The sequence below is a fragment of the Winogradskyella sp. SYSU M77433 genome, from assembly GCF_029911945.1.
Classification (GTDB): Bacteria; Bacteroidota; Bacteroidia; order Flavobacteriales; family Flavobacteriaceae; genus Winogradskyella.
On sequence record NZ_JARYTG010000006.1, the window covers coordinates 139716 to 160228 of the forward strand.

At 30.7% G+C, this 20513-nt stretch carries 19 protein-coding genes; 1 reads left to right on the plus strand and 18 read right to left on the minus strand.

Annotation, left to right across the window (positions count from 1 at the left end):
• Positions 1 to 3 precede the first annotated feature (3 nt).
• The 16 genes from QGM60_RS13100 to QGM60_RS13175 form a co-directional block, all read right to left on the minus strand.
• On the minus strand, positions 4 to 558 hold the full coding sequence (locus QGM60_RS13100; protein ID WP_281140707.1) for a putative colanic acid biosynthesis acetyltransferase: 555 nt from the start codon (positions 556 to 558) through the stop codon (positions 4 to 6).
• 129 nt (positions 559 to 687) lie between these two features.
• On the minus strand, positions 688 to 1770 hold the full coding sequence (locus QGM60_RS13105) for a glycosyltransferase family 4 protein (RefSeq protein ID WP_281140708.1): 1083 nt from the start codon (positions 1768 to 1770) through the stop codon (positions 688 to 690).
• Positions 1767 to 3032: an O-antigen ligase family protein gene (locus QGM60_RS13110; RefSeq protein WP_281140709.1), complete on the minus strand. Its 1266-nt coding sequence runs from the start codon at positions 3030 to 3032 to the stop codon at positions 1767 to 1769. Before QGM60_RS13110 ends, QGM60_RS13105 begins: the two co-directional genes overlap by 4 nt.
• 2 nt (positions 3033 to 3034) lie before the next feature.
• Positions 3035 to 4444: an O-antigen polysaccharide polymerase Wzy gene (locus QGM60_RS13115; RefSeq protein WP_281140710.1), complete on the minus strand. Its 1410-nt coding sequence runs from the start codon at positions 4442 to 4444 to the stop codon at positions 3035 to 3037.
• Positions 4445 to 4625: 181 nt separating this feature from the next.
• Positions 4626 to 5954, minus strand: coding sequence for an MATE family efflux transporter (locus tag QGM60_RS13120; protein WP_281140711.1), 1329 nt, complete (start codon positions 5952 to 5954; stop codon positions 4626 to 4628).
• An 11-nt stretch (positions 5955 to 5965) separates the two neighbouring features.
• Positions 5966 to 6787, minus strand: a complete 822-nt coding sequence (locus tag QGM60_RS13125) for a sulfotransferase domain-containing protein (RefSeq protein WP_281140712.1) — start codon at positions 6785 to 6787, stop codon at positions 5966 to 5968.
• 184 nt (positions 6788 to 6971) lie between these two features.
• Positions 6972 to 8015 carry a GDP-L-fucose synthase gene (locus QGM60_RS13130; RefSeq protein ID WP_281140713.1) on the minus strand — a complete coding sequence of 348 codons (1044 nt, stop codon included), beginning with the start codon at positions 8013 to 8015 and terminating at the stop codon, positions 6972 to 6974.
• Positions 8015 to 9130, minus strand: a complete 1116-nt coding sequence (gmd, locus tag QGM60_RS13135) for a GDP-mannose 4,6-dehydratase (RefSeq protein WP_281140714.1) — start codon at positions 9128 to 9130, stop codon at positions 8015 to 8017. Before gmd ends, QGM60_RS13130 begins: the two co-directional genes overlap by 1 nt.
• Positions 9123 to 10001: a dTDP-4-dehydrorhamnose reductase gene (rfbD, locus tag QGM60_RS13140; protein ID WP_281140715.1), complete on the minus strand. Its 879-nt coding sequence runs from the start codon at positions 9999 to 10001 to the stop codon at positions 9123 to 9125. Before rfbD ends, gmd begins: the two co-directional genes overlap by 8 nt.
• Positions 9995 to 10543 carry a dTDP-4-dehydrorhamnose 3,5-epimerase gene (gene rfbC, locus QGM60_RS13145; RefSeq protein ID WP_281140716.1) on the minus strand — a complete coding sequence of 183 codons (549 nt, stop codon included), beginning with the start codon at positions 10541 to 10543 and terminating at the stop codon, positions 9995 to 9997. The genes rfbD and rfbC overlap by 7 nt, the downstream gene beginning before the upstream one ends.
• Entirely contained in the window at positions 10533 to 11408 is an 876-nt protein-coding gene (gene rfbA, locus QGM60_RS13150; protein ID WP_281140717.1) for a glucose-1-phosphate thymidylyltransferase RfbA, read from the minus strand. Before rfbA ends, rfbC begins: the two co-directional genes overlap by 11 nt.
• 3 nt (positions 11409 to 11411) lie before the next feature.
• Positions 11412 to 12470: a dTDP-glucose 4,6-dehydratase gene (rfbB, locus tag QGM60_RS13155; protein WP_281140718.1), complete on the minus strand. Its 1059-nt coding sequence runs from the start codon at positions 12468 to 12470 to the stop codon at positions 11412 to 11414.
• Positions 12454 to 13515, minus strand: coding sequence for a hypothetical protein (locus QGM60_RS13160; RefSeq protein ID WP_281140719.1), 1062 nt, complete (start codon positions 13513 to 13515; stop codon positions 12454 to 12456). The genes rfbB and QGM60_RS13160 overlap by 17 nt, the downstream gene beginning before the upstream one ends.
• Before the next feature lie 5 nt (positions 13516 to 13520).
• Positions 13521 to 15215, minus strand: coding sequence for a hypothetical protein (locus QGM60_RS13165; protein WP_281140720.1), 1695 nt, complete (start codon positions 15213 to 15215; stop codon positions 13521 to 13523).
• Between the two features lie 29 nt (positions 15216 to 15244).
• Positions 15245 to 16747: a GH3 auxin-responsive promoter family protein gene (locus QGM60_RS13170; protein ID WP_281140721.1), complete on the minus strand. Its 1503-nt coding sequence runs from the start codon at positions 16745 to 16747 to the stop codon at positions 15245 to 15247.
• A complete protein-coding gene (locus QGM60_RS13175) occupies positions 16747 to 17613 on the minus strand; it encodes a M23 family metallopeptidase (RefSeq protein WP_281140722.1) in 867 nt (288 codons plus the stop codon). Before QGM60_RS13175 ends, QGM60_RS13170 begins: the two co-directional genes overlap by 1 nt.
• Before the next feature lie 113 nt (positions 17614 to 17726).
• On the opposite strand from QGM60_RS13175, the gene QGM60_RS13180 reads away from it, so the two are divergent.
• Complete coding sequence (locus QGM60_RS13180) at positions 17727 to 17909, plus strand: twin-arginine translocase TatA/TatE family subunit (RefSeq protein WP_281140723.1); 183 nt, start codon at positions 17727 to 17729, stop codon at positions 17907 to 17909.
• A gap of 57 nt (positions 17910 to 17966) precedes the next feature.
• Here QGM60_RS13180 and QGM60_RS13185 read toward each other — a convergent pair whose 3' ends face one another.
• Positions 17967 to 18947: a DUF4837 family protein gene (locus tag QGM60_RS13185; RefSeq protein WP_281140724.1), complete on the minus strand. Its 981-nt coding sequence runs from the start codon at positions 18945 to 18947 to the stop codon at positions 17967 to 17969.
• Positions 18948 to 18970: 23 nt separating this feature from the next.
• Complete coding sequence (locus QGM60_RS13190) at positions 18971 to 20497, minus strand: LysM peptidoglycan-binding domain-containing protein (RefSeq protein ID WP_281140725.1); 1527 nt, start codon at positions 20495 to 20497, stop codon at positions 18971 to 18973.
• Between the last annotated feature and the right edge of the window lie 16 nt (positions 20498 to 20513).

Here is a 20513-nt window from a genome sequence, read left to right on the forward strand (position 1 = left end):
AGATTATACCCTGTCTTTTATAATTTTAGCAGGAGAACCAAAACAAATTTTATTGGGTGGTAAATTATTAAACACACTACTTCTTGCACCGACAACAGTATAATCTCCTATACTTACCGAAGGAGCTACATATACATCTGTAGCTAACCAACATTTACTGCCTATCGTTATTTGTTGGGAAAAAATATCAAAATTATCTGAATTGTACTTGTGAGAGCCAGTGCATATATAACTTCTTTGAGAAATCACAGTATTACTCCCTATTTCTATTTTTCCAAGAGAATATAATACTACCTCATCACCTATCCAACTATAGTCTCCAATAGAAACTTTCCATGGATATGTGATTTGTGCCGTTGGTCTTATAATCACCTTTTTTCCAATATCAGCGCCAAAAATTCTTAACAGAAAACGCCTCCAAACATAAAAAAATTGAGGTGAATTTCTAAAGAAAATAATATAGGTTAATCGCCATAACTGCACTATAATTTTAGACTTTCCCCTAAAACCTCTTGGGTTTTTAAAATTTAGAAGATTTTGATGTGTATAATTATTCATTTAAACCTTTATTAAAAAAAAGATATAATCATGAGTTTATATAAAATATTTTCAATACGAATTTTCGAATATAAAACATTCATCTATATTGTTTTCTTTAAAACAAAACTACTCGTTTTGAATAAAAGATTAATTTTTACGACATTTTTCGAAAATTTTAATCATGCTTGATATAAATATCTCTTCTTTAAAATTTTTATTTGCATAGTCTTTATTTAAAATACCTTTAGTTTCTATAATTTGTTTATGATTTATTATTTCATTTATCTTAATCCTTAAATCTTCCACATCATTTTTCTTAACAAAAATTGCATTTTTATCTGTACAAATATCAGGAATGCCACCATGTTTTGTTGTTAAAATCAAACTCCCAAATGCCATTGCCTCAATTATAGAAATTGGTTGACCTTCCCCACGATCATAAAAAGTGGGTAGACAAAACACATTTCCCCATTCAAGCAGTTTTATTTTCTCCTTTCCTTCTACTACACCAAGATATTCTACATTAGTTAAATTTTGCATCAACAACTTAACTTTCTCATTTTCTGGTGGAATATTTCCTGCAACTCTAACCTTAATTTTAGATGAATCAATACTCTCTAATGCCTTTAACAATAGATTTATACCTTTTCCCTCTATAAGGTTACTTAAAAATATAAGTCTTACTTCACTATAATTTTTATTTATTTGAAGATTAGGATAAAGCCTATCCTGAAAAAAATTTTTACAGATAAAAATTTTTTCTCTACTAAGAAAAAAAGAAAGGTGACTTGTCAAAGACTCTGAGAGAACAATACCATAATCAAATAAGTTTAAGGTAAAAAGCATAAACTTCTTTTTTATTACACTTTGATTTTCAAATTCATTTTTTAAATATCCTCCATGTAAATGGACTATAGTTGGTATTCTAAAAATCTTTGTTATCAACAAAAAAGGTAAGTATTTACAAACACCAAAAAAAGTTTGACCAATTGTAATATTTACTATTCTGTAAAAAGGTATTTTGTAAATCTGAAAGTAAGAAATTAGAACTTTAAATTTGTCTAATGAAATACTACCAGTGTTTCCTTTAATTTTAGTTTGATTTTCTGTATTAATAAAACCAACATTTATTCCTCTGATTTGTAATCCTTTCCTTAAAACTAAGTTAGCTAAACTAACACCAGAAATTGGTGGAGGAAAAGTTCCTATTAATAATATATTTTTTTTCACTTAATTGTACTAGTTACTGTAGACCTCTCTGTTTTTTCAGTGCCTTTATTTAATTCTAAACTATGAGTATAACGCGTATATAGAGCAAAATAACCAATAAAAAAGCTAAAATAAATAACACCGTCCTCTCTTTCTAAAATATTTTCAAAAGACATAGTAAGTCCGTAAAAAATAAGCAAGAGTATAAGAACTTGATTATCATAGCGAATAGCTAAAGTCAAGTTATAGCACAAAAAACATAAAAACGTTAACAAACCGATAAGTCCCATAGACAACGTAAAACTAATATACTGATTGTGTGAGTTATATTTGCCTTCATATAGGATTGGAGAATCTTTTTTTAGGCTTTCCAAAAGTTCATCTTTATGGTCTCCTACACCAAAGCCTATCAAAGGTGATTCTATAATTTTTTTAATTGAAGATTTATATATATTATATCTAATATTGGTTGATGTTATTCCACCTGTTTCTACATTATCCACTTTCGTAAGTTCAGAAAATTTCTCTCTGTATTCTGGAATACTAGAAATAACTACTAAATTAATAACCATTATTGCTAAACCAACATAAAGTAATCTCTTATTTCTCTGAAATAAGAGAAATAATAAAAAAGTAATACCCAAAACAATAACAGGTCCTTTTTTTATCAAAATAAATAAAAAGCCTATTAGCAAAAAATCTAAAAAAATTAATACAGCTTTTTTATAGTTAGATTTAACCTCTATTATTATAAAGAAAGAAAACAGCAATGCTATACAAATATGCATAGATAGATATATCGGATGAATATTAAATGCCCCTTGAGCAATCCTATTTAAAGTAGGATAATGAATAAAAATCATACTCTTGTGATGTCCTAGATGATATATAAAGGAAATAGCATTAAATAGTAATACTGAACCAAAGAAAACTATCATATATCTATTTCTATTGTGTTGAAGTTTCTTAATCATTGTTTGGGGATACAAAGAAAAAATCATCGGAAAAATTATCAAAGAAGCCATTGTCTCTAACTTTTTGAAAGCATAGTGTAGATTTTCTGAATACAACAAACTTAAAATCATTAAAAGATAAATAGATGAGTTGATAAAAAAACTCTTAAAATCAAATGTAAAATCGTTTTTTCTATTAATAAATAGAATTACCAAACCAAAAAAAGCAATATTGTAAGGTTTAAGGTTTGAGGGAAATAATGGCAAAGCAAACATTTGCAAAAGACTCAAATCAAGTAGTTTAAATTTCAATTTGTCTGAAATATGCATAGTTATTTTTTTAACATCAATTTGACCGCTTTATTCACAAATTTTGGTATCAGTAACACTCCTAAGATAGTCCCGATAAAATATGCATAACCATTTGTAAAATCACCTCTAAGTAAAAAAAGCATATGAATTGAAAAGTAAAAGGCAATATTCTTTTTTAGCTGATCTCGACTATTAAGCCATATTAAAAATCTTACTACGATAAAAGACAGCACTAGAGATAATAGTATAACCCCAAATATCCCAAAATTCACATAACCCTCCGATACAAGTGGATTGGATAAATTGTTAAAGTTAAACCCATATTCATCTATAATAAAATCACCTATAAGTTCTCCTGTCGATATTGGTTTAGATTCCCAGATAGATCTAGGAACAAAAAACAATAAACCACTTAATAATTGATAACCATAGGAAAACCCATTCATAGAGACATATTCAATTGTTGCAGATATATTTGAATATGCATCATAATTTAGGGTGTTAAAAGTTTCTGCAAATTTAGTATTAGTAAACTCCTCAAGTATTAATTTGGGATTATTAACTATTGCTTCAAATGAATAATCTATGTGAGTGAAAATTTGAAATAACGGAAAAAGTAATATCATAGCAAAAAATAAAAATGACATAATTTTAACATTAGTGTTTAGTATTTTAGGAAAAAAAATAAAAATTAAACCAATATAAATTGGTCCTAATGCATTACGCTTTTCAGTAAGAGGGTTCTTAAACCAAAACAAGATTATAATTGAAAATATTAAAATAAAAAAAATAATAATTGCATTATTATTTTTTTTATTTTGACTTTTATAGAACTGACTACATAAAATTATAGTTGCAAAAGGAATCATAAACAAGACCTTTTTTTGTACCAAAAGTTCAAATACCGAGTAAGTAGATTTTTTCCAACTAGGTCTAGCAAACTCATCCATTATAAAATCTAAGCTAAAAAACAAAACCGTAAGACTAATTATTAAAAGAATCAAAAGTGTTAGGGGTAAGGTTTTGTCTTTTTTTGATACAACAACTCTAGTTATTTTACTTTTGAACTTCTTTTTAAAATAAACATAAGAAAAGAAAAAAATGATATTAAAAAAAACAATTATTGCATTTGTTTTAAGAGTCAATCCGATATTATAAACGAACATCGTTGCAAACCTATTATTTGTATCGGTAAAGCTGCCTATTTGAATTATTGGTGCAAGTAAAAAAAACAAATAATTAAAAACAATATAAGCAGAAATAAAAGGTGAATACTCCTTTTCTATAAACAAGTGATAGTATGCTATTAGGCTAATTACCAAAAAACTAATAAAAAATGAAGCCCAAACAAATATATCACAACTAAATGATGCAAACAGAATAGTACTAAGCAATATGTAAATCAGTAAAAATACTTTCCTTAAATTCATTTAATTTTAAAAAATTACTTTATTTCCTAACTAGTACAGTTAACTCTAATACAGTATTATATATATTTCTTTTGTATATAAAATATTAATTTTAATCATGGTTTCTCAGATAGAGAATTTTAATTTTTTGAAAGAAGATAAGTTGAAAATCTTCTTAATATAGAAACAAAAGTATATTTAATTATTTAATAAACCCTCCTAAAAGATTGAAAACGGAAAGGTTTACTCTATCTGTTTTAATAACATATATTACTCCTATAATATTCCAAAATATAAATGAAAATGCGGTACTTATAGCAGCTCCTAACATTTCATACTTAGGAATCAAAATAAAATTTGTAATAATGTTAATGACTAATGCAAAGACTAATGTCTTTTGAAGAAAAAATTGTTTTGAAGTCATATTGAGATATAATCCAACTGGACCACACAAAACGTTTACTATTTGACCTATCAAAATAATGTTTAGTGCGTTTTGAGCTAAAATATAGTTTGCTCCAAATAATCTGAATACTTGGCCTGAAAAAAAAATTATAAGTATTATTAGAGGTAGTGATAAAGTAGCATTTAATAACGTCGCCTTTTTAATAATTAATCTCAAGTTTTTTTTATCCTTTTTAAAATATAATTCTGAAATTTTAGGTGCAATTGTAGCATTAATTGAAGTAAGAATGATACCAACTATTGCTGAAATTTTAACAGCAATACCATAATATGCAATTATTTCGAACCCATAGTAATATTCAAGAGTATAAACATCTATGCTTTGCATTATTAATAATGAAATTAAACTAAATGACATCGGAAAGGATACCTTGATAATCTCTATGAAAGACGTTTTCTCTTTAACATATACCTGTTTGATTTTCATTAATTTAAAAACAATTAAAATAGTTGAAAAAATAGCCAAGATTAGAATTGATATAACAAATATATCTAGGACAATACTTATTTTATCAAAGAGAATTAAAACACATAGAAAAATAAAAAAGAGTCCAAACCTACCTATGTTTCTAAACAATTCTGAAATATATAACATATCAAATGCCCTTAAAACTTCAAAATTTAACATTGCTATAGAGAAGGGCAGTAATGTTATAAGAGCTTTATCTAAAACAGACATTAGTTGAATATCCTGAAAATATTCAATATCAAAACCGTTAGACAAAATTATATATGTCACTATTACTAGTAAGTAGGAGCTAACTAATAGGATAAGTTTTCTTTTGTATAATGAAACAATCTTCCCAAAATTTCCATAAGCTTCAAACTTTCCGACAAACTGAAGAAAAGAAGTATTCATACCCAAGAGGGTTAATGAACTAAGTAATAGTATCGTAGAATTAAAAAAATTATATTGTCCTACTAACTCTTCAGAAGCATAATTTGTAAGTAACAGCAAAATTAATATTTGTAGACCAGATCCTAATACTCTTAAAAAAAGGACACTTAAACTTCTTTTAGTTATTGGGTCTTTTAGAGCTTTAAAAAAAAGAGGGGATAATCTCATACAAACTATATTTACCAGTTTAAATCCTTTTCGTAACCTAATTCTATAAGAATTTCCCCGTGATGCTTTTTAAATATACTTTTTGCATCTTCATTAAAATAATTCTTCCAATCCCCTACTATACCCTTTCTTAAAAAACTAGTAGTGTTTTCGTTACCACGTTTACGCTTTGTCTGGTTTTCAAAAGAGTACTTCTTAATAATTTTTTCCAAATCTGATTTTTCATTAATTTGCACCCCTAAAAATTCTCTATTTAATTTTTCTATTTCCTTATATGTGTCTTCTAATAAATCCTCGTACCTGACTAAATAAATATTTTTTCTTGTTCTATAAAAATTAAGCCATGCCTTGTTGTAATCACCCCAATTGCCTGGATGGTTAAAAAAAGTCATTTTAGAAGGAGTATTTTTAAATAAGAAATCTATATATACTGGTAAATTAGTTTTAATATCATCAAAATCATCAAAATTTAGTTTACCTCTATAATAATCAACTAATTTTTTATCTTTTCTGTTCTTATCGTTCCATATTAAATGATGAAAATATGACGATACCATTATGTCTCTTCCATCTCTCAATAGCCAAATAATATTCTTATTCTCTTTGATTAAAAATTTTGGTAAATAATGAGAATGGTATACTGATTTTACTAATTTAGGATAAGTATTTCTGGGAAATGGTATATCTAAGCTACCTGCAATTAACTGAGCTAACCATGTACCACCAGACTTTGGATACTCAACAATTATAGGCGATTTATTAACAAAAGTTAAAGAATTAACAAACAATAATCTTGTTGCATATTCAAATTTCTTTAGTTTGTATTTTATCATGAAAAAAAAATTTAGAATATAAGCTATATATGATATAGTTTTTTTGAGTTCATTTAGGAATCACTATTGTTCAATATATCATATATATTCTATATAACTCTATACCTAGCTAAGCGATCAATTAAAAATTTTGGTCTATTATTTAATAAAATTTTATAACTTAATTTAAAGAGAAGTCTTTTTTTTATTCAATATACCAGCTAAAAATCTTCTTGATTCCTTCATCCAATTCAATTTTATGCTTCCAACCTAAATCATTTAGTTTAGAGACATCTGTGAGTTTTTTCATGGTGCCATCTGGCTTGTTGGTATTGTACACTAAATTACCTTTAAAACCTATAGTAGTCTTTATCGTTTCGGCGAGCTCAGCAATAGAAATATCTTTTCCTGTGCCTATGTTGATATGTGTATTTCGAATTTCTTTTTCATTAGCTTTAAACGTATCTTTAAAGTCTCTATTTTCCATTATAAACACACAAGCATCTGCCATGTCCTCTGACCATAAAAACTCTCTTCTAGGCTTTCCTGAGCCCCAAATTTCAACACTCTTAGCAGAGACACCAAAGTTTGAAAGATATTCTTTAGCCTCTTCTATGGTTTCTACACCTAAATCTGCAACAACCTCATTATACTTTTCTTCAGAAAGTAGTTTTGCCAAATAAATCTTTCTGATTAAAGCTGGCAATACATGTGATTTTTCTAAATCGAAATTATCGTTAGGGCCATAAAGATTGGTTGGCATTACAGAAATAAAGTTAGTACCATACTGAAGGTTGTAACTTTCACACATCTTTATACCTGCAATTTTTGCGATAGCATAAGGTTCATTAGTATACTCTAATGTGTCTGTTAACAAATAATCTTCCCTCATTGGTTGTGGACAATTTTTAGGATATATACATGTACTTCCTAAAAATAAGAGCTTCTTAACTCCGTTTAAATAACTTTGATGAATCACATTATTCTGAATCATCATATTATCGTAGATAAACTCTCCTCTATAAACATTGTTTGCTACTATTCCGCCAACTTTTGCTGCTGCTAAAAACACGTAATCTGGCTTCTCCTTTTCAAAAAAAGCCTTTGTTTCGTTTTGATCTGTTAAATCAAGTTCTTTATGTGTTCGAGTTATAATATTGCTGTAACCTTTAGATTTCAGGTTATTGAGTATAGCACTCCCAACCAAACCTCTGTGTCCAGCTACATAAATTTTAGAATCTTTATTCATTATTCAAAATAATTTTTGATTCTATAACCACCATCTTTTAAGTACTGTTGCTTTTGCATTAATTTGATATCACTAGACATCATATCTTCTACTAGAGCTGGTAAATCGTATTCTGGAACCCAACCTAATTTTTCTTTGGCCTTTGTAGCATCACCAATAAGTAAATCGACTTCGGTTGGTCTAAAATACTTTTCGTCAACAGCTATAACTTCCTTACCAACTTCTAATTGATAGTTTTCGTTGTTACATGCTTTTACATAGCCTTTTTCAGCTGATCCTTTTCCTTTGAACTCTAATTCAATACCAACATGTGAGAAACACATTTTTACAAAATCCCTAACCGTAGTTGTTTTTCCTGTTGCAATTACCCAATCTTCTGGTTCATCTGCTTGAAGAATCATCCACATCATTCTAATGTAGTCCTTTGCATGGCCCCAATCTCTTTGGGCGTCTAAATTTCCAAGATATATTTTATCTTGAAGCCCTAAAGCTATTTTTGATGTTGCTCTTGTAATTTTTCTAGTTACAAACGTTTCACCTCGTATTGGAGACTCATGATTGAAAAGTATACCATTACACGCATACATACCGTAAGCCTCTCTGTAATTTACAGTAATCCAATAGGCATACATTTTTGCTACTGCATAAGGACTTCTTGGGTAAAATGGTGTTTTTTCGGTCTGAGGAACTTCTTGTACTTTTCCATATAACTCTGAAGTTGAGGCTTGGTATATTTTAGTGGTTTTTTCTAATCCTAAAATTCTAACAGCCTCCAATATTCTTAATGTTCCAATACCATCTGCATTTGCAGTGTATTCTGGTGTCTCAAAAGATACATGCACATGGGACATAGCTGCCAAATTATAGATTTCATCTGGCTTTACATCCTGAATAATCCTGATAAGATTAGTGCTATCAGTTAAATCCCCATAATGCAAAAAGAAATTAGCATTTTCTTCATGAGGGTCTTGATACAAGTGATCGATTCTATCTGTATTAAAAAGTGAAGAACGACGTTTTATACCATGAACTGTGTATCCCTTTTTTAGTAGAAATTCACTTAAATAAGCGCCATCTTGCCCTGTAACGCCTGTTATTAATGCTACTTTACTCATTATGCTTTTTTTGTATGTTTTTTAAATTGATTAATGCTTTTTTTAAACTTGCTTTCCAATGTGGAATTTCAATTTTTAAAGCTTCCTTTATTTTACTTTTATCCAAGACACTAAAATGAGGTCTTTGTGCTGCTGTTGGAAAATCTTTAGATTTTATAGGAATTACTTTTGTTTTCTTTTTCTCTTCTTCAAAGATAGTAAAAGCAAAATCATACCAACTAGCAACCCCTTCGTTACTAAAATGATATGTGCCGTATCTGTTTGATTTAGATTCTATGATTTCAAAGATTACCTCAGCTAAGTCCGTAGCGTAAGTCGGTGTTCCTATTTGATCTTCAACAACGCTCAACTCATATCTTGTTTCAGAAAGTCTGAGCATAGTTTTCATAAAATTAGTTTGGAACTCTGAGTACAACCACGAGGTTCTAATAATGAAGTACTGATTACATATACTTTTAATCGCTTCTTCTCCATTAAGTTTTGAGGTGCCATAAACACCTATGGGATATGTAGTATCGGTTTCTTTGTATGCCATTGAACTTTGCCCATCAAAAACAAAATCTGTTGAAATATGAATAAGCGTCACAGAAGACTTAGCGCAAATATTAGCTAAGTTTTCTACAGCTTTTTCATTAATAGCAAAAGCTTTCTCTTGTTCTGATTCGGCTTTATCTACCGCTGTATATGCCGCACAGTTTACACAGTAATCTAAATTATTTTCAGAAAAATATTGTTGTATTTTCTTGTAGTCTGTAATGTCTAAATCTGATGAACTTTTAAAGATTAGATTAATATTTTTATAACGATTTGAAATACTATCTAAGCAATTCGCTAGTTGACCATTTCCGCCTGTAACTAGAACATTTACCATAGTTCTACATTTTTGAAACTAGGAAGAACGACGTCCTTTTCAGAAATAATTAATTCTTCTTCTGGCAATTTCCAATCAATATCTAAATCAGGATCATTATATAAAATACCATCTTCAGACTCTTTATTATAAAAGTTATCACATTTATATGAAAATATAGCAGTGTCGGACAGAACTACAAAACCGTGAGCAAAACCTCTGGGTACAAATAACTGCTTTTTATTTTCTTCTGTTAATTCAACTGAAACGTGCTTTCCGAATGTTTTAGAATCTTTTCTTAAGTCTACGGCAACGTCCAAAACCTTTCCTTTTATAACCCTAACTAACTTTGCTTGAGCATACTCCCCTTTTTGAAAATGTAAGCCCCTCAAAACTCCCTTAGTAGAAAAGGACTCGTTATCTTGAACAAAATTCACGGATGTTCCTACTGCTGATGTAAACTTTTCTTGATTGAAACTCTCAAAGAAATAGCCTCTTTTATCTTCAAAAACGGTAGGTTCTATAATAACACAACCCTCAAGCATGGTTTCTTTAATTGTCATTATTCTTATTTAAAAGTCCTAAAAGATTTTTTCCATAGCCACTTTTCATCAATGGATTGGCTAGTTCAATAAATTGGTTTTCATCGATGTAGCCCATTTCAAATGCAGCTGCTTCAATAGAACCTATTTTTAGTCCTTGTCTATTTTCTATGACTTCAACAAATTGTGATGCTTGCATTAAAGAATCAAAAGTACCTGTATCTAACCAAGCGGTTCCTCTATCTAGGATACTTACATTAAGTTTTCCTTGACTAAGATATTCTTTATTAACATCTGTGATTTCTAGCTCACCTCTATGACTAGGTTTTATACTTTTTGCAATACTGACAACATTATTATCATAAAAGTAAATACCTGGAACTGCATAGTTTGATTTTGGCTTAATTGGTTTTTCTTCAATAGAAATTGCGTGACCATTTTCATCAAATTCAACAACACCATAACGTTCCGGATCGTGAACACGATAAGCGTAGATTATACCTCCTTCTGGATCATTGTTGCTTTGTAGTAATGATGCTAAGCCAGAGCCATAAAAAATATTATCTCCTAAAATTAATGCCACCTTATCATTTCCAATAAAATCTTCACCAATAATAAAAGCTTCAGCTAAACCGTTTGGTTCATCCTGTACTGCATAAGAGAAGCTACAACCATACTTTTCTCCATCCCCTAATAAATCTTTAAAAAGTGGTAAATCTTTTGGGGTTGATATAATTAAAATCTCTTTAATACCAGCATACATCAACGTTGATAAAGGATAATAAATCATTGGCTTGTCGTAAATAGGCATTAACTGCTTACTTACAGACAATGTCAATGGATGTAATCGTGTTCCTGAACCACCTGCTAATATTATTCCTTTCATAGACTATGAATACTGTTTTTCGTAATAAGTTTGATATGCTCCAGAAGTTACATTATTAAGCCATTCTGAATTATCAAAATACCAATCTATGGTTTCTTTTAGGCCTTCTTCAAAAGTTACAGATGGCATCCATCCTAATTCGTCTTTTATTTTGTTAGCGTCTATAGCATATCTTAAATCGTGCCCAGGGCGATCTTTTACAAATGTGATTAATTCTTGTGAACTTCCTTGTGGTCTTTCTAATTTAAGATCCATTTGATCACATAATAGCTTTACTAAATCAATATTTCTCCATTCGTTGAAACCACCAATGTTATAGGTTTCACCTATTTTACCTTCATGAAAAACCATGTCAATAGCTCTGGCATGATCCTTTACATATAACCAATCTCTTGTGTAATTACCATCTCCATAAACCGGTAAAGGTTTCTTATTAATGATATTATTTATAAATAAAGGAATCAATTTCTCTGGGAATTGATTTTGCCCATAATTATTAGAACAGTTTGTTATCACATAAGGCAAACTATATGTTTCGCCATAAGCTCTAACGAAATGGTCAGAACTAGCTTTTGATGCTGAATAAGGTGAATTTGGATCGTAAGATGTGCTTTCTGTAAACAATCCCGTTTCTCCTAAGGTACCATAAACCTCATCTGTACTAATATGATAAAATAGTTTATCCTTATAATTACCACTCCACAAACCTTTAAAAGCATTTAACAATACCATTGTGCCTATAACATTGGTTCTTACAAAAGCCAAGGGGTCTTTTATAGAACGGTCTACATGAGATTCAGCCGCTAGGTGGATAACATCTGTGAAATTATATTTATTAAAAATCTCTGTTATATAAGTTTCATCTGTTATATCTCCCTTTAAGAAAGTATAATTTTCTTTAGACTCAATATCTACAAGGTTTTCTAAGTTACCGGCATAGGTTAAAGCATCTAAATTGAAAATATGATAGTTAGGGTACTTATTTACAAAAAGTCTTACTACATGAGATCCAATAAAGCCAGCACCACCAGTTATAAGTATTTTTTTAGGTATTATACTCATAATTTTTTATAAACTTGAAAATATTCATCAAAGCATAGGCAATCACCATAATTGAAAAAATAATTAGCGGCAACAAGAATGTAAGTTTACTTAAAACTCTTGAATCCTTTTTACCTATTTCATCAAAAGACGCTATTATATCATAATAATCTTGCTCTTCGATTTTTATTTCTTCTAAATTTTTTAATGCTTGCCTTATTTTTACTTCTTCTTGAAATAATTCAAACTCTTTGGTTTCCACCTTCTCTTGACTTAATGGCAATAAGCTTCCTGTTGAAAGTTGAAGTTTCCCATTATTCGCTTCACTAGTTTTAATCTCAATATACATATTTTGAAGCTTGTCAATATTTTGTAATTGTGCTAAATAATTCGCTTTCTCAACTCCATATATTGAATCAAACTTTTGCTTTAGTTTTTTTGAATATTTATTTTCAAATGTTTTAATAAATCCTTTTTCTAATTGAGGAAAAATATTGGCACTTTTAGATTTTGCTGTAATAGAAAAAATAGAGCTAGAGAGCATATCCCTATTTTCAACAAATTTTTCAAAAGAAAAGTCCTTTACAAGGCTTGTATCAATATCTTGTAAGTATTCATCGTATTCAATTAACAAATCGTTCTGAGTTTCAGGACCAGCTTCAATTTCAAATTCTAAAATATTTGAAGCATTTAAAGTGTCTATTTCAAAAACTTTAGATATTTCTTTTAAATTTTTAGAATTTATTAAAGCATTGAAGTAGTCAACATTGTTTACTAACTGATATTTTGAATCAAAATAAGGCTTAACAATCATACTAGATGTGTAAACAGGCTCCTTAAACTTATCAACTATATAACCAATAATTGCCGCAGCCATCAATACAACCGCAATTAATTTAAAATGTTCAACTAGAGGTTTTAAAATTAAAATTATAGCTGTAAAAATTCCTTTGAAAATCTTACCAATAAAGTTGAATAGTTTTTCAAATAATCTCCCTATAGCATTGAACAACTGACCTAAGTCAATTTCTTCGTTATCATTTTGCTGAGGTGTTTTGTCACTCATGTTGTTTATGAATTAAAAATCTGTTCTAGTATTTTTTTAGTAATTACGTATGTTGGTTTTACTCCTGAGGTTCCTAAACCTCCTGAAGCTAAAGTACTCCCTGTTTCAAGAGGATTATCACTCGCATAATAGGCATATCTAACTTTTACATCTTCATTTATGCTGCCTCTAACTTTTGATGCCGCCTGAATAGCCTTTTGGTAATGTGCACCTTCCATTTCAAGACCTATCACATTCCATGTAGAGTTTTTAAAGAATTTAAGTATTTCCTTGTTTTGTAAGGATGTGCCAAGCACAGTTATCATGGTACCCTCAAAAACTTCTACTCCACAATCTAATAAATCACTTTTGCTTAGTTCATTTTTAAAAGGATAGTTGTCTGCGGTACCTTCAAAAATATGAGCTGAAGGTATCATTATATCTCCTTTACCTCCTTCTAAAATACCTGCTTTGCCCATAATAGAAATAGACCGAACATCTAAATGAACTTTTTTGCCATCAACTTTTATAGGTTTTAAAAACTCATCTAAAGTTTCATAAGCTTGCTCACCAAAAGCATAATCCATCACGAAAATGACTGCTTTTTCTTCAACACTATCTTTTAAGTAATTGAATTCTGTTTTAGTGAAATCTATTTTATCTGTGTCGAAAATCTGCACGTCAATGTTGGTTCCAGAAGTATCTTTAATGTAGATCATTCCGTTTTGCAACGCTGATTTTTCTACTTTATTGCGCAATAATGCGTTTTTTGAATCACTTAATGCTTCGTAGGTTTGAAATATATCTTTCTTGGATTCAGAAGCTTTCAAAATGCCTTTTGCAAAAAGAGAATTCATCACACTATGCATGTTAGCACTTATAATGTGAATTGGGCGCTCAAGCAGTCCATTTTTGTGTAATTCGGCCTTTATAGTGTCAGCCCAAACTTCTCCATGAATATGATGCCCTAAACGCTCTCTTAAAACAGGACTAAAAGTTATGGTTCTTTTAGTATTGTTTATAGTTTCTTCTATCGCAAGTTTCCCTAACCAATAAACAATATGAAGTAAGCGCTCTGGCTGACCTTCTATCGCAAATTTAGAATAGGCTTCTGTTAACTCATTAAAAGTTCTTCCTAAAATATTAGCCGTATGCGTTATGGCTATTTCTCTATCTTTTTGAGAAAGTTTTTCTGAAGATAATACTGCACTTTCTAATTTCTGCCAATCCCTTACAGTTGAACCTTCTTCATCGATAAGAACACGTTTGCTAATCTTGTGAGATTCTACAAAAAGAAATGTAAGATGCGTAAGTATATCATAAATCTCTGAGCGACCTCTAGTGATTTCGATATTCATTTGCTCATCATCGATTCTGTAACAGTTTCTCCTTCTTTTAGGCGGAATTATTGCTTTAAAATGTGAATTAGCATAACCTTCATCACTTGTTAAGTTAATGAACGTACATTCTTCTATACCTTGAGGTAAACGATCTATAACATATAATAAGCCCTCTAATTCCGCTTTTTCTTCGCCTATAGAACCATAAATTTCTGGACGAAGTAGCAGAAGTGCTTCTCTTAGTGTTTCACCAGAAACACCCATAGGTTTATAAAAACCGCGATTAAACAAGTGTCGCATGGTAATGTACATACGCTCTATTGCGCTCGAACTTTCTTGCGCTCTTGTTCTTTCGTGTCTTTTCTTATTTGTTGTACTCATATAGTAATTTAACCAGCAAATATATAGTTTTATTTAACTAAATGAAGCTCATATAACTTATCTGCTATTTTCCTATCGTTTGATAACCTTGGAATCTTATTTTGACCGCCGAGTTTCCCAATAGATTTCATATAAGTTTGAAAGCCATCTTTTTTAATTTTTGTCACTTTCAATGGCCTTAAAACCTTTCCCTCTATTAAATCAAAATAATAACTATTCTGCTTTTGTAAAGATTGGTCTATAGCCTCTATGAATGTTTCTTCATTTTCAGGTTCATTTTCAAATTCTATAAACCATTCATGAAACGGCAAGCCAGATTCAGGGTTTATTTGTGGCGCAACTGTGAATTCATTTACGGATATCTTAGTGTTTTCTGTTGCTTCCTTTAAAGCTTGCTCCACTTCTTTTCCAATAACATGCTCGCCAAAAGCCGAAATAAAGTGTTTAATTCTTCCGCTTACAATAACACGATATGGGCTTAAAGATGTAAACTCAACCGTATCTCCAATGTTATAAGCCCAAAGACCAGCTGTAGTAGAAATTATCATTACGTAATTGACACCAAGCTTTACATCTTTAATAGTTATTCTTTTAGGGCTCTCATCAAAGAAATGGTTGACCTCTATAAATTCATAAAAAATTCCCGAATTGAGTTGAAGCAACATTCCTTTTTCGTTTTGTTTGTCCTGAAATGCGAAAAAACCCTCACTTGCCGGATATAACTCAATACTATCTACCTTTCTGCCAATTAAATTTTCAAATTTTGCTCGGTAAGGTTCGTAATTAACCCCACCGAAAATAAACAGATTGAAATTCTTAAAAACATCTCCAACCTTTTTATTCTTTTTTTCAATCAATTTCTCAAAATACATCTGAACCCAAGAAGGAATTCCAGAAATAACAGTCATATCTTCTTCTATAGTTTCATCTACAATGGCATTGACCTTAGTTTCCCAATCTTCAATACAATTGGTTTCATAGCTGGGCATTCTATTTTTTTGAAGGTATTTAGGCACGTAGTGTGCTACGATTCCAGACAATCTGCCTAGTTTTATTCCATTTTTTTCTTCTAAAATTGGACTACCTTGAAGAAAAATCATTTTTCCATCTACAAATCTTGAGTTCCCAGTTTCATGGATGTAAAGTAAAATAGCATTTCTAGCTGCCTCTACGTGTGTTGGCATACTTTCCTTTGTAATAGGAATATATTTTGCACCAGATGTTGTTCCTGAAGTTTTTGCAAAATATACTGGTTTTCCTTTCCAAAGTACATTTTCTTCTCCAGCAACTACGCGCTCTACATAAGGTTTTAATTCTTCGTAGTCTCTTACGGGAACTCTTGTTTTGAAATCCTCATAAGACTTAATTTCATTAAACTTATGATCCTTACCAAAAGCTGTAGTTTTAGCTTCTGTGATTAAATCATCAAATACCTTTTGTTGTGTCTCTACAGGTTTTGAAGACCATTTTTTTATACGCTTAGCAATATATTTTGCAAAAGGTTTTGAAAGTGCCGCCTTAACTGAAGCCATTACTGAAAATCAATAAAATTAGTTGGATTTACTGGATAGCCTTTGCTCCATAATTCGAAATGCAAATGAGGCCCTGTGGTTAACTCTCCTGTATTACCAGACATTGCTATCACCTCACCTGCTTTTACTAAATCTCCTTGAGATTTTGTAATCTCAGAATTGTGTTTGTAAACAGAAATCAATTCTTGATTATGCTCTATGATGACCACATAACCTGTTTCCACAGTCCATTCTGCAAATATTACAGTACCATCTGCTGTGGCTTTAACAGGTGTATTGGCTGCAACAACCACATCAACCGCATAATGTTTTTCCTTGATATTATACGATTCGGAAATAGTTCCGTTCACTGGAGGAAATAAAACAAAATTCGATTTATCTCCCGACTCAAAAAGATTGTATTTATCTTCTTTATTAACTTTTTCTCTAAGCAAAGAGTCTTCTTTATTGGTGGTAACTTGTAATACTCCTATATCATTCTTTGCCGCCTGAAGTATAGAATCTCTATTAAAGTTTGAAGAAGCTACATCACCCGTCAGTACTTTTCTAATAGAAGCATAGTAGCGCTTGTTAAGCTCCAACTCATGGACTAGAGAATCTGTTTTGTAGTTTAAAATGGTTGCTTGTTTCTTTAGTCTTGCTGAAGAATATCCTGGTATATACTCTCTAAGCGGAGTAAAAGCAATAAGTAATGTGGTTAGGAAAATTAAAGTAATGGCTGATATTGATGTGATTATAAACACATTGAGCCGTGTTAACTTTATAGCAAAACGTTCTTCAAAAGTGTCTTCGTTTAAAATCACTAAACGATACTTATGAAGCAGTTTTTTTGTGAATTTCTTTTCTTTAATCTTCTTTTTAGCCATCAAAACAAAATTAGTTAAAATACTTAAATAGGCGCTTCATTAAATCCTAAAGTTGACTTAAGAACGTTATTATTAAACTATAATTACTAACTTTGCAGTCTAAATTAAAAATTATGAATCTTAGCATTATACCTTTAGCGATTGGACCTTGGCAATGGGTTATCATAGGCTTAGCAATTCTTTTACTTTTTGGTGGAAAGAAAATTCCTGAATTAATGAAAGGACTAGGTAGTGGAATTAAAGAATTTAAAGACGCAAGTAAAGACGATTCTGCTGATAATAACGAAAAGAAATAGTCTTTTTTATAATAGAAACTAAAGAAAAAGCCAACTTTAAAAGTTGGCTTTTTTTTATTACTTAATCTTAATTGATTTTATAATGGATTCGAGTTCAAAAATGTACTCTCGCTTATCTAAAGAAGGTGCATAAACATAACCATCTGCTACTAAGTAACGATTGTTTATTTTATCTTCAATCAAATATGTTATAAATGGACCAGCCATAGTGTAGCCTTCCATAGTCCAAAGACCTCTTACTTCATAAGCTGGTTTATTATCAATAATTGTTTCGAACATTCCTGGTGCATACGCATCTTCAACTTTCATATAAATATCATCCTCTCCTGGAATCTTATTTTTGGTAATCTCATTTCTTAATTTAACAATGTCTACTATTGTACTGTCACCTTTTGAAATAGACTCTAACGGAACCTCATAAAACATTAGTTCCATAGTTTTAGAATTACTCAGGTTTTTTCTGATCCAGAAGAAGTCATCATCAGCTTTACTGATTCTGTATACCGAAGGAATATTTATGGTAAAGCCTAATTTGCTCTCCATTTTTGCATCATCTAATAACGACAGTTTTATACGTCTCTGCTTTTCCTTAACTTCTTCTTTGTTAAAGGCATCAATTATTTTTGCTGCGTTTTCTTTTAATTGCTCAACAATTTCTTTATCAGTTTTTCCACCAATTACAGCTACAGTCTGCGGTTTAGCGAATTCATTATTTACAATTTTTGTAACAGGCTTTAAATTTCCTTTTTCAATCTTCAGTATAATTCTGCTTCTGGTAGCAAACCCATCGAACACTTGTGGCGGAATTTGTCTCATGTGAAACAATGGTTCATCTACAGGTAAACCCATTAACGGAGCGGCAAAAATGCTTCTGATATTTTCTCCAATGCTTCCTTCCCACAAAGTGTTATCTACTACAACCGAAATACTATTTAGATTTCCGTTAGACTCGGGTAAGTAAACTTGTTTGTCTGACTGCTTTTTTTCATCACAAGCCAAGACGGTAATACATAGTAATAAAGCGTATAAAGCTTTCATAATTTTTGTTTTTGTTGGTTTAACTACTCTGAAACAATCAATTTTGTTCCTATTCTGAGTTTATTACCACTAATATCGTTCCAATCTTTAATATTTTGAACAGAAACTCCAGAAAATTTTTGAGCTATGGTCCAAAGTGAATCTCCAGATTGTACTGTATAAGTCTGTTTTCCTTCTGCGTTCACTACTTTTTTGGGTGCAGAAGGTGTACTTGTAACATCAATTTTTCTAGGGTAAATTGTAAGTCGTTGGCCTATTTTAAGGTTATTACTTCTTAATCCGTTCCACTGTTTTATCTGACTCACCCTAACTCCGTATTTTCGTGCTATTTTACCAAGGTAGTCACCACTTCGTACACGATATCTAACTTTGGTATCATTATTAAATAACTGAGGTAAAGGTTTTTCTCGCTTGTCAAATTCGCTTTTGGCAAAAGCATAAATTTGTTCCTCGTTGGTTACAAACGTTCCTACTGCTTCTCTTGGCAATCTTAGAACATAGGTTTTACCTTCAACTTTCGGAATAATATCTAATCGATACGAAGGATTCAAAAATTGAAGTTCTTCTATATTAACACCTGTAACTTCAGAGACTTGATCTAAAGAGATCATCTGTTTTACGTGAATAGTATCGGTTTCTATATGCTGAAACATTGGTCTTTCAGGTTGAAAACCATGCTCTTTAGCATATTCAAAAATATACATTGTCGCCAAAAATGCCGGAACATAACCAGCTGTTTCCCTAGGTAAATTATGACGAATATTCCAATAATTCTTATAACCACCAGAACGTCTTATCGCTTTATTTACGTTTCCTGGACCTGAATTGTAAGCCGCTAAAGCTAAGTCCCAATCTCCAAAAATTTCATACAACTTTCCTAAGTATTGAGCCGCAGCTGTTGTTGACCTTATAGGGTCGCTACGTTCATCTACATAACTGCTTACATCCAAATCGTGTTCCTTGCCTGTAGCAAACATAAATTGCCATAAGCCAGTTGCACCTACTCTAGATCGCGCTCTTGGCTTTAATGCAGATTCTACAATAGCCAGATATTTCATTTCTAATGGAATATTGTAATTGTCGAATTCCTGCTCAAACATTGGAAAATAAAAATGGCTTAAACCCATCAAACTTTCTAATGAAGACCTTCTATATTTCAAGTAGCTTTTTATGACACTTTCTAACGAAGGATTGTACTCTACATTAAAAGGTGTTCTTGCATTTAAACGCTCAAGTCTTGCTTTTAGAGTATCTGTGGGTAATTCAGGATAATCCACAGGATCATATTCCAATTCTGTAACCGATTTATATATGGTATCAAAGAGTGAATTGCTATACAGCTCTTCTAACCATTTCTCATCTAATTTAGCAGCCTCAGGATGATCTTTAAGGTCTTTAATGTTTAAAGTATCTTGCTCTGCAGGAATTGTCTGTTTTGAGGTAAGCAACTTTCCGTCAATCACAGAATCTTTTGAGGTGGTTTGAACCCTCTCTTGGGTCCAGCCAAAATCAAAAAAGCACAATAAAATTAAAGTATAAACTAATCGCATGTTATCGAATTTATAT

What these genes read in the sequence shown, in the direction of transcription:
- QGM60_RS13110 (WP_281140709.1), bottom strand. Translation starts at nt 3,032, where the DNA reads ATGCATATTTCAGACAAATTGAAATTTAAACTACTTGATTTGAGTCTT.
- QGM60_RS13125 (WP_281140712.1), bottom strand. Translation starts at nt 6,787, where the DNA reads ATGATAAAATACAAACTAAAGAAATTTGAATATGCAACAAGATTATTG.
- rfbC (WP_281140716.1), bottom strand. Translation starts at nt 10,543, where the DNA reads ATGACAATTAAAGAAACCATGCTTGAGGGTTGTGTTATTATAGAACCT.
- QGM60_RS13175 (WP_281140722.1), bottom strand. Translation starts at nt 17,613, where the DNA reads ATGGCTAAAAAGAAGATTAAAGAAAAGAAATTCACAAAAAAACTGCTT.
- rfbB (WP_281140718.1), bottom strand. Translation starts at nt 12,470, where the DNA reads ATGAGTATAATACCTAAAAAAATACTTATAACTGGTGGTGCTGGCTTT.
- QGM60_RS13170 (WP_281140721.1), bottom strand. Translation starts at nt 16,747, where the DNA reads ATGGCTTCAGTTAAGGCGGCACTTTCAAAACCTTTTGCAAAATATATT.
- QGM60_RS13165 (WP_281140720.1), bottom strand. Translation starts at nt 15,215, where the DNA reads ATGAGTACAACAAATAAGAAAAGACACGAAAGAACAAGAGCGCAAGAA.
- rfbD (WP_281140715.1), bottom strand. Translation starts at nt 10,001, where the DNA reads ATGGTAAATGTTCTAGTTACAGGCGGAAATGGTCAACTAGCGAATTGC.
- QGM60_RS13120 (WP_281140711.1), bottom strand. Translation starts at nt 5,954, where the DNA reads ATGAGATTATCCCCTCTTTTTTTTAAAGCTCTAAAAGACCCAATAACT.
- rfbA (WP_281140717.1), bottom strand. Translation starts at nt 11,408, where the DNA reads ATGAAAGGAATAATATTAGCAGGTGGTTCAGGAACACGATTACATCCA.
- gmd (WP_281140714.1), bottom strand. Translation starts at nt 9,130, where the DNA reads ATGAGTAAAGTAGCATTAATAACAGGCGTTACAGGGCAAGATGGCGCT.
- QGM60_RS13130 (WP_281140713.1), bottom strand. Translation starts at nt 8,015, where the DNA reads ATGAATAAAGATTCTAAAATTTATGTAGCTGGACACAGAGGTTTGGTT.
- QGM60_RS13100 (WP_281140707.1), bottom strand. Translation starts at nt 558, where the DNA reads ATGAATAATTATACACATCAAAATCTTCTAAATTTTAAAAACCCAAGA.
- QGM60_RS13190 (WP_281140725.1), bottom strand. Translation starts at nt 20,497, where the DNA reads ATGCGATTAGTTTATACTTTAATTTTATTGTGCTTTTTTGATTTTGGC.
- QGM60_RS13160 (WP_281140719.1), bottom strand. Translation starts at nt 13,515, where the DNA reads ATGAGTGACAAAACACCTCAGCAAAATGATAACGAAGAAATTGACTTA.
- QGM60_RS13180 (WP_281140723.1), top strand. Translation starts at nt 17,727, where the DNA reads ATGAATCTTAGCATTATACCTTTAGCGATTGGACCTTGGCAATGGGTT.
- QGM60_RS13185 (WP_281140724.1), bottom strand. Translation starts at nt 18,947, where the DNA reads ATGAAAGCTTTATACGCTTTATTACTATGTATTACCGTCTTGGCTTGT.
- QGM60_RS13115 (WP_281140710.1), bottom strand. Translation starts at nt 4,444, where the DNA reads ATGAATTTAAGGAAAGTATTTTTACTGATTTACATATTGCTTAGTACT.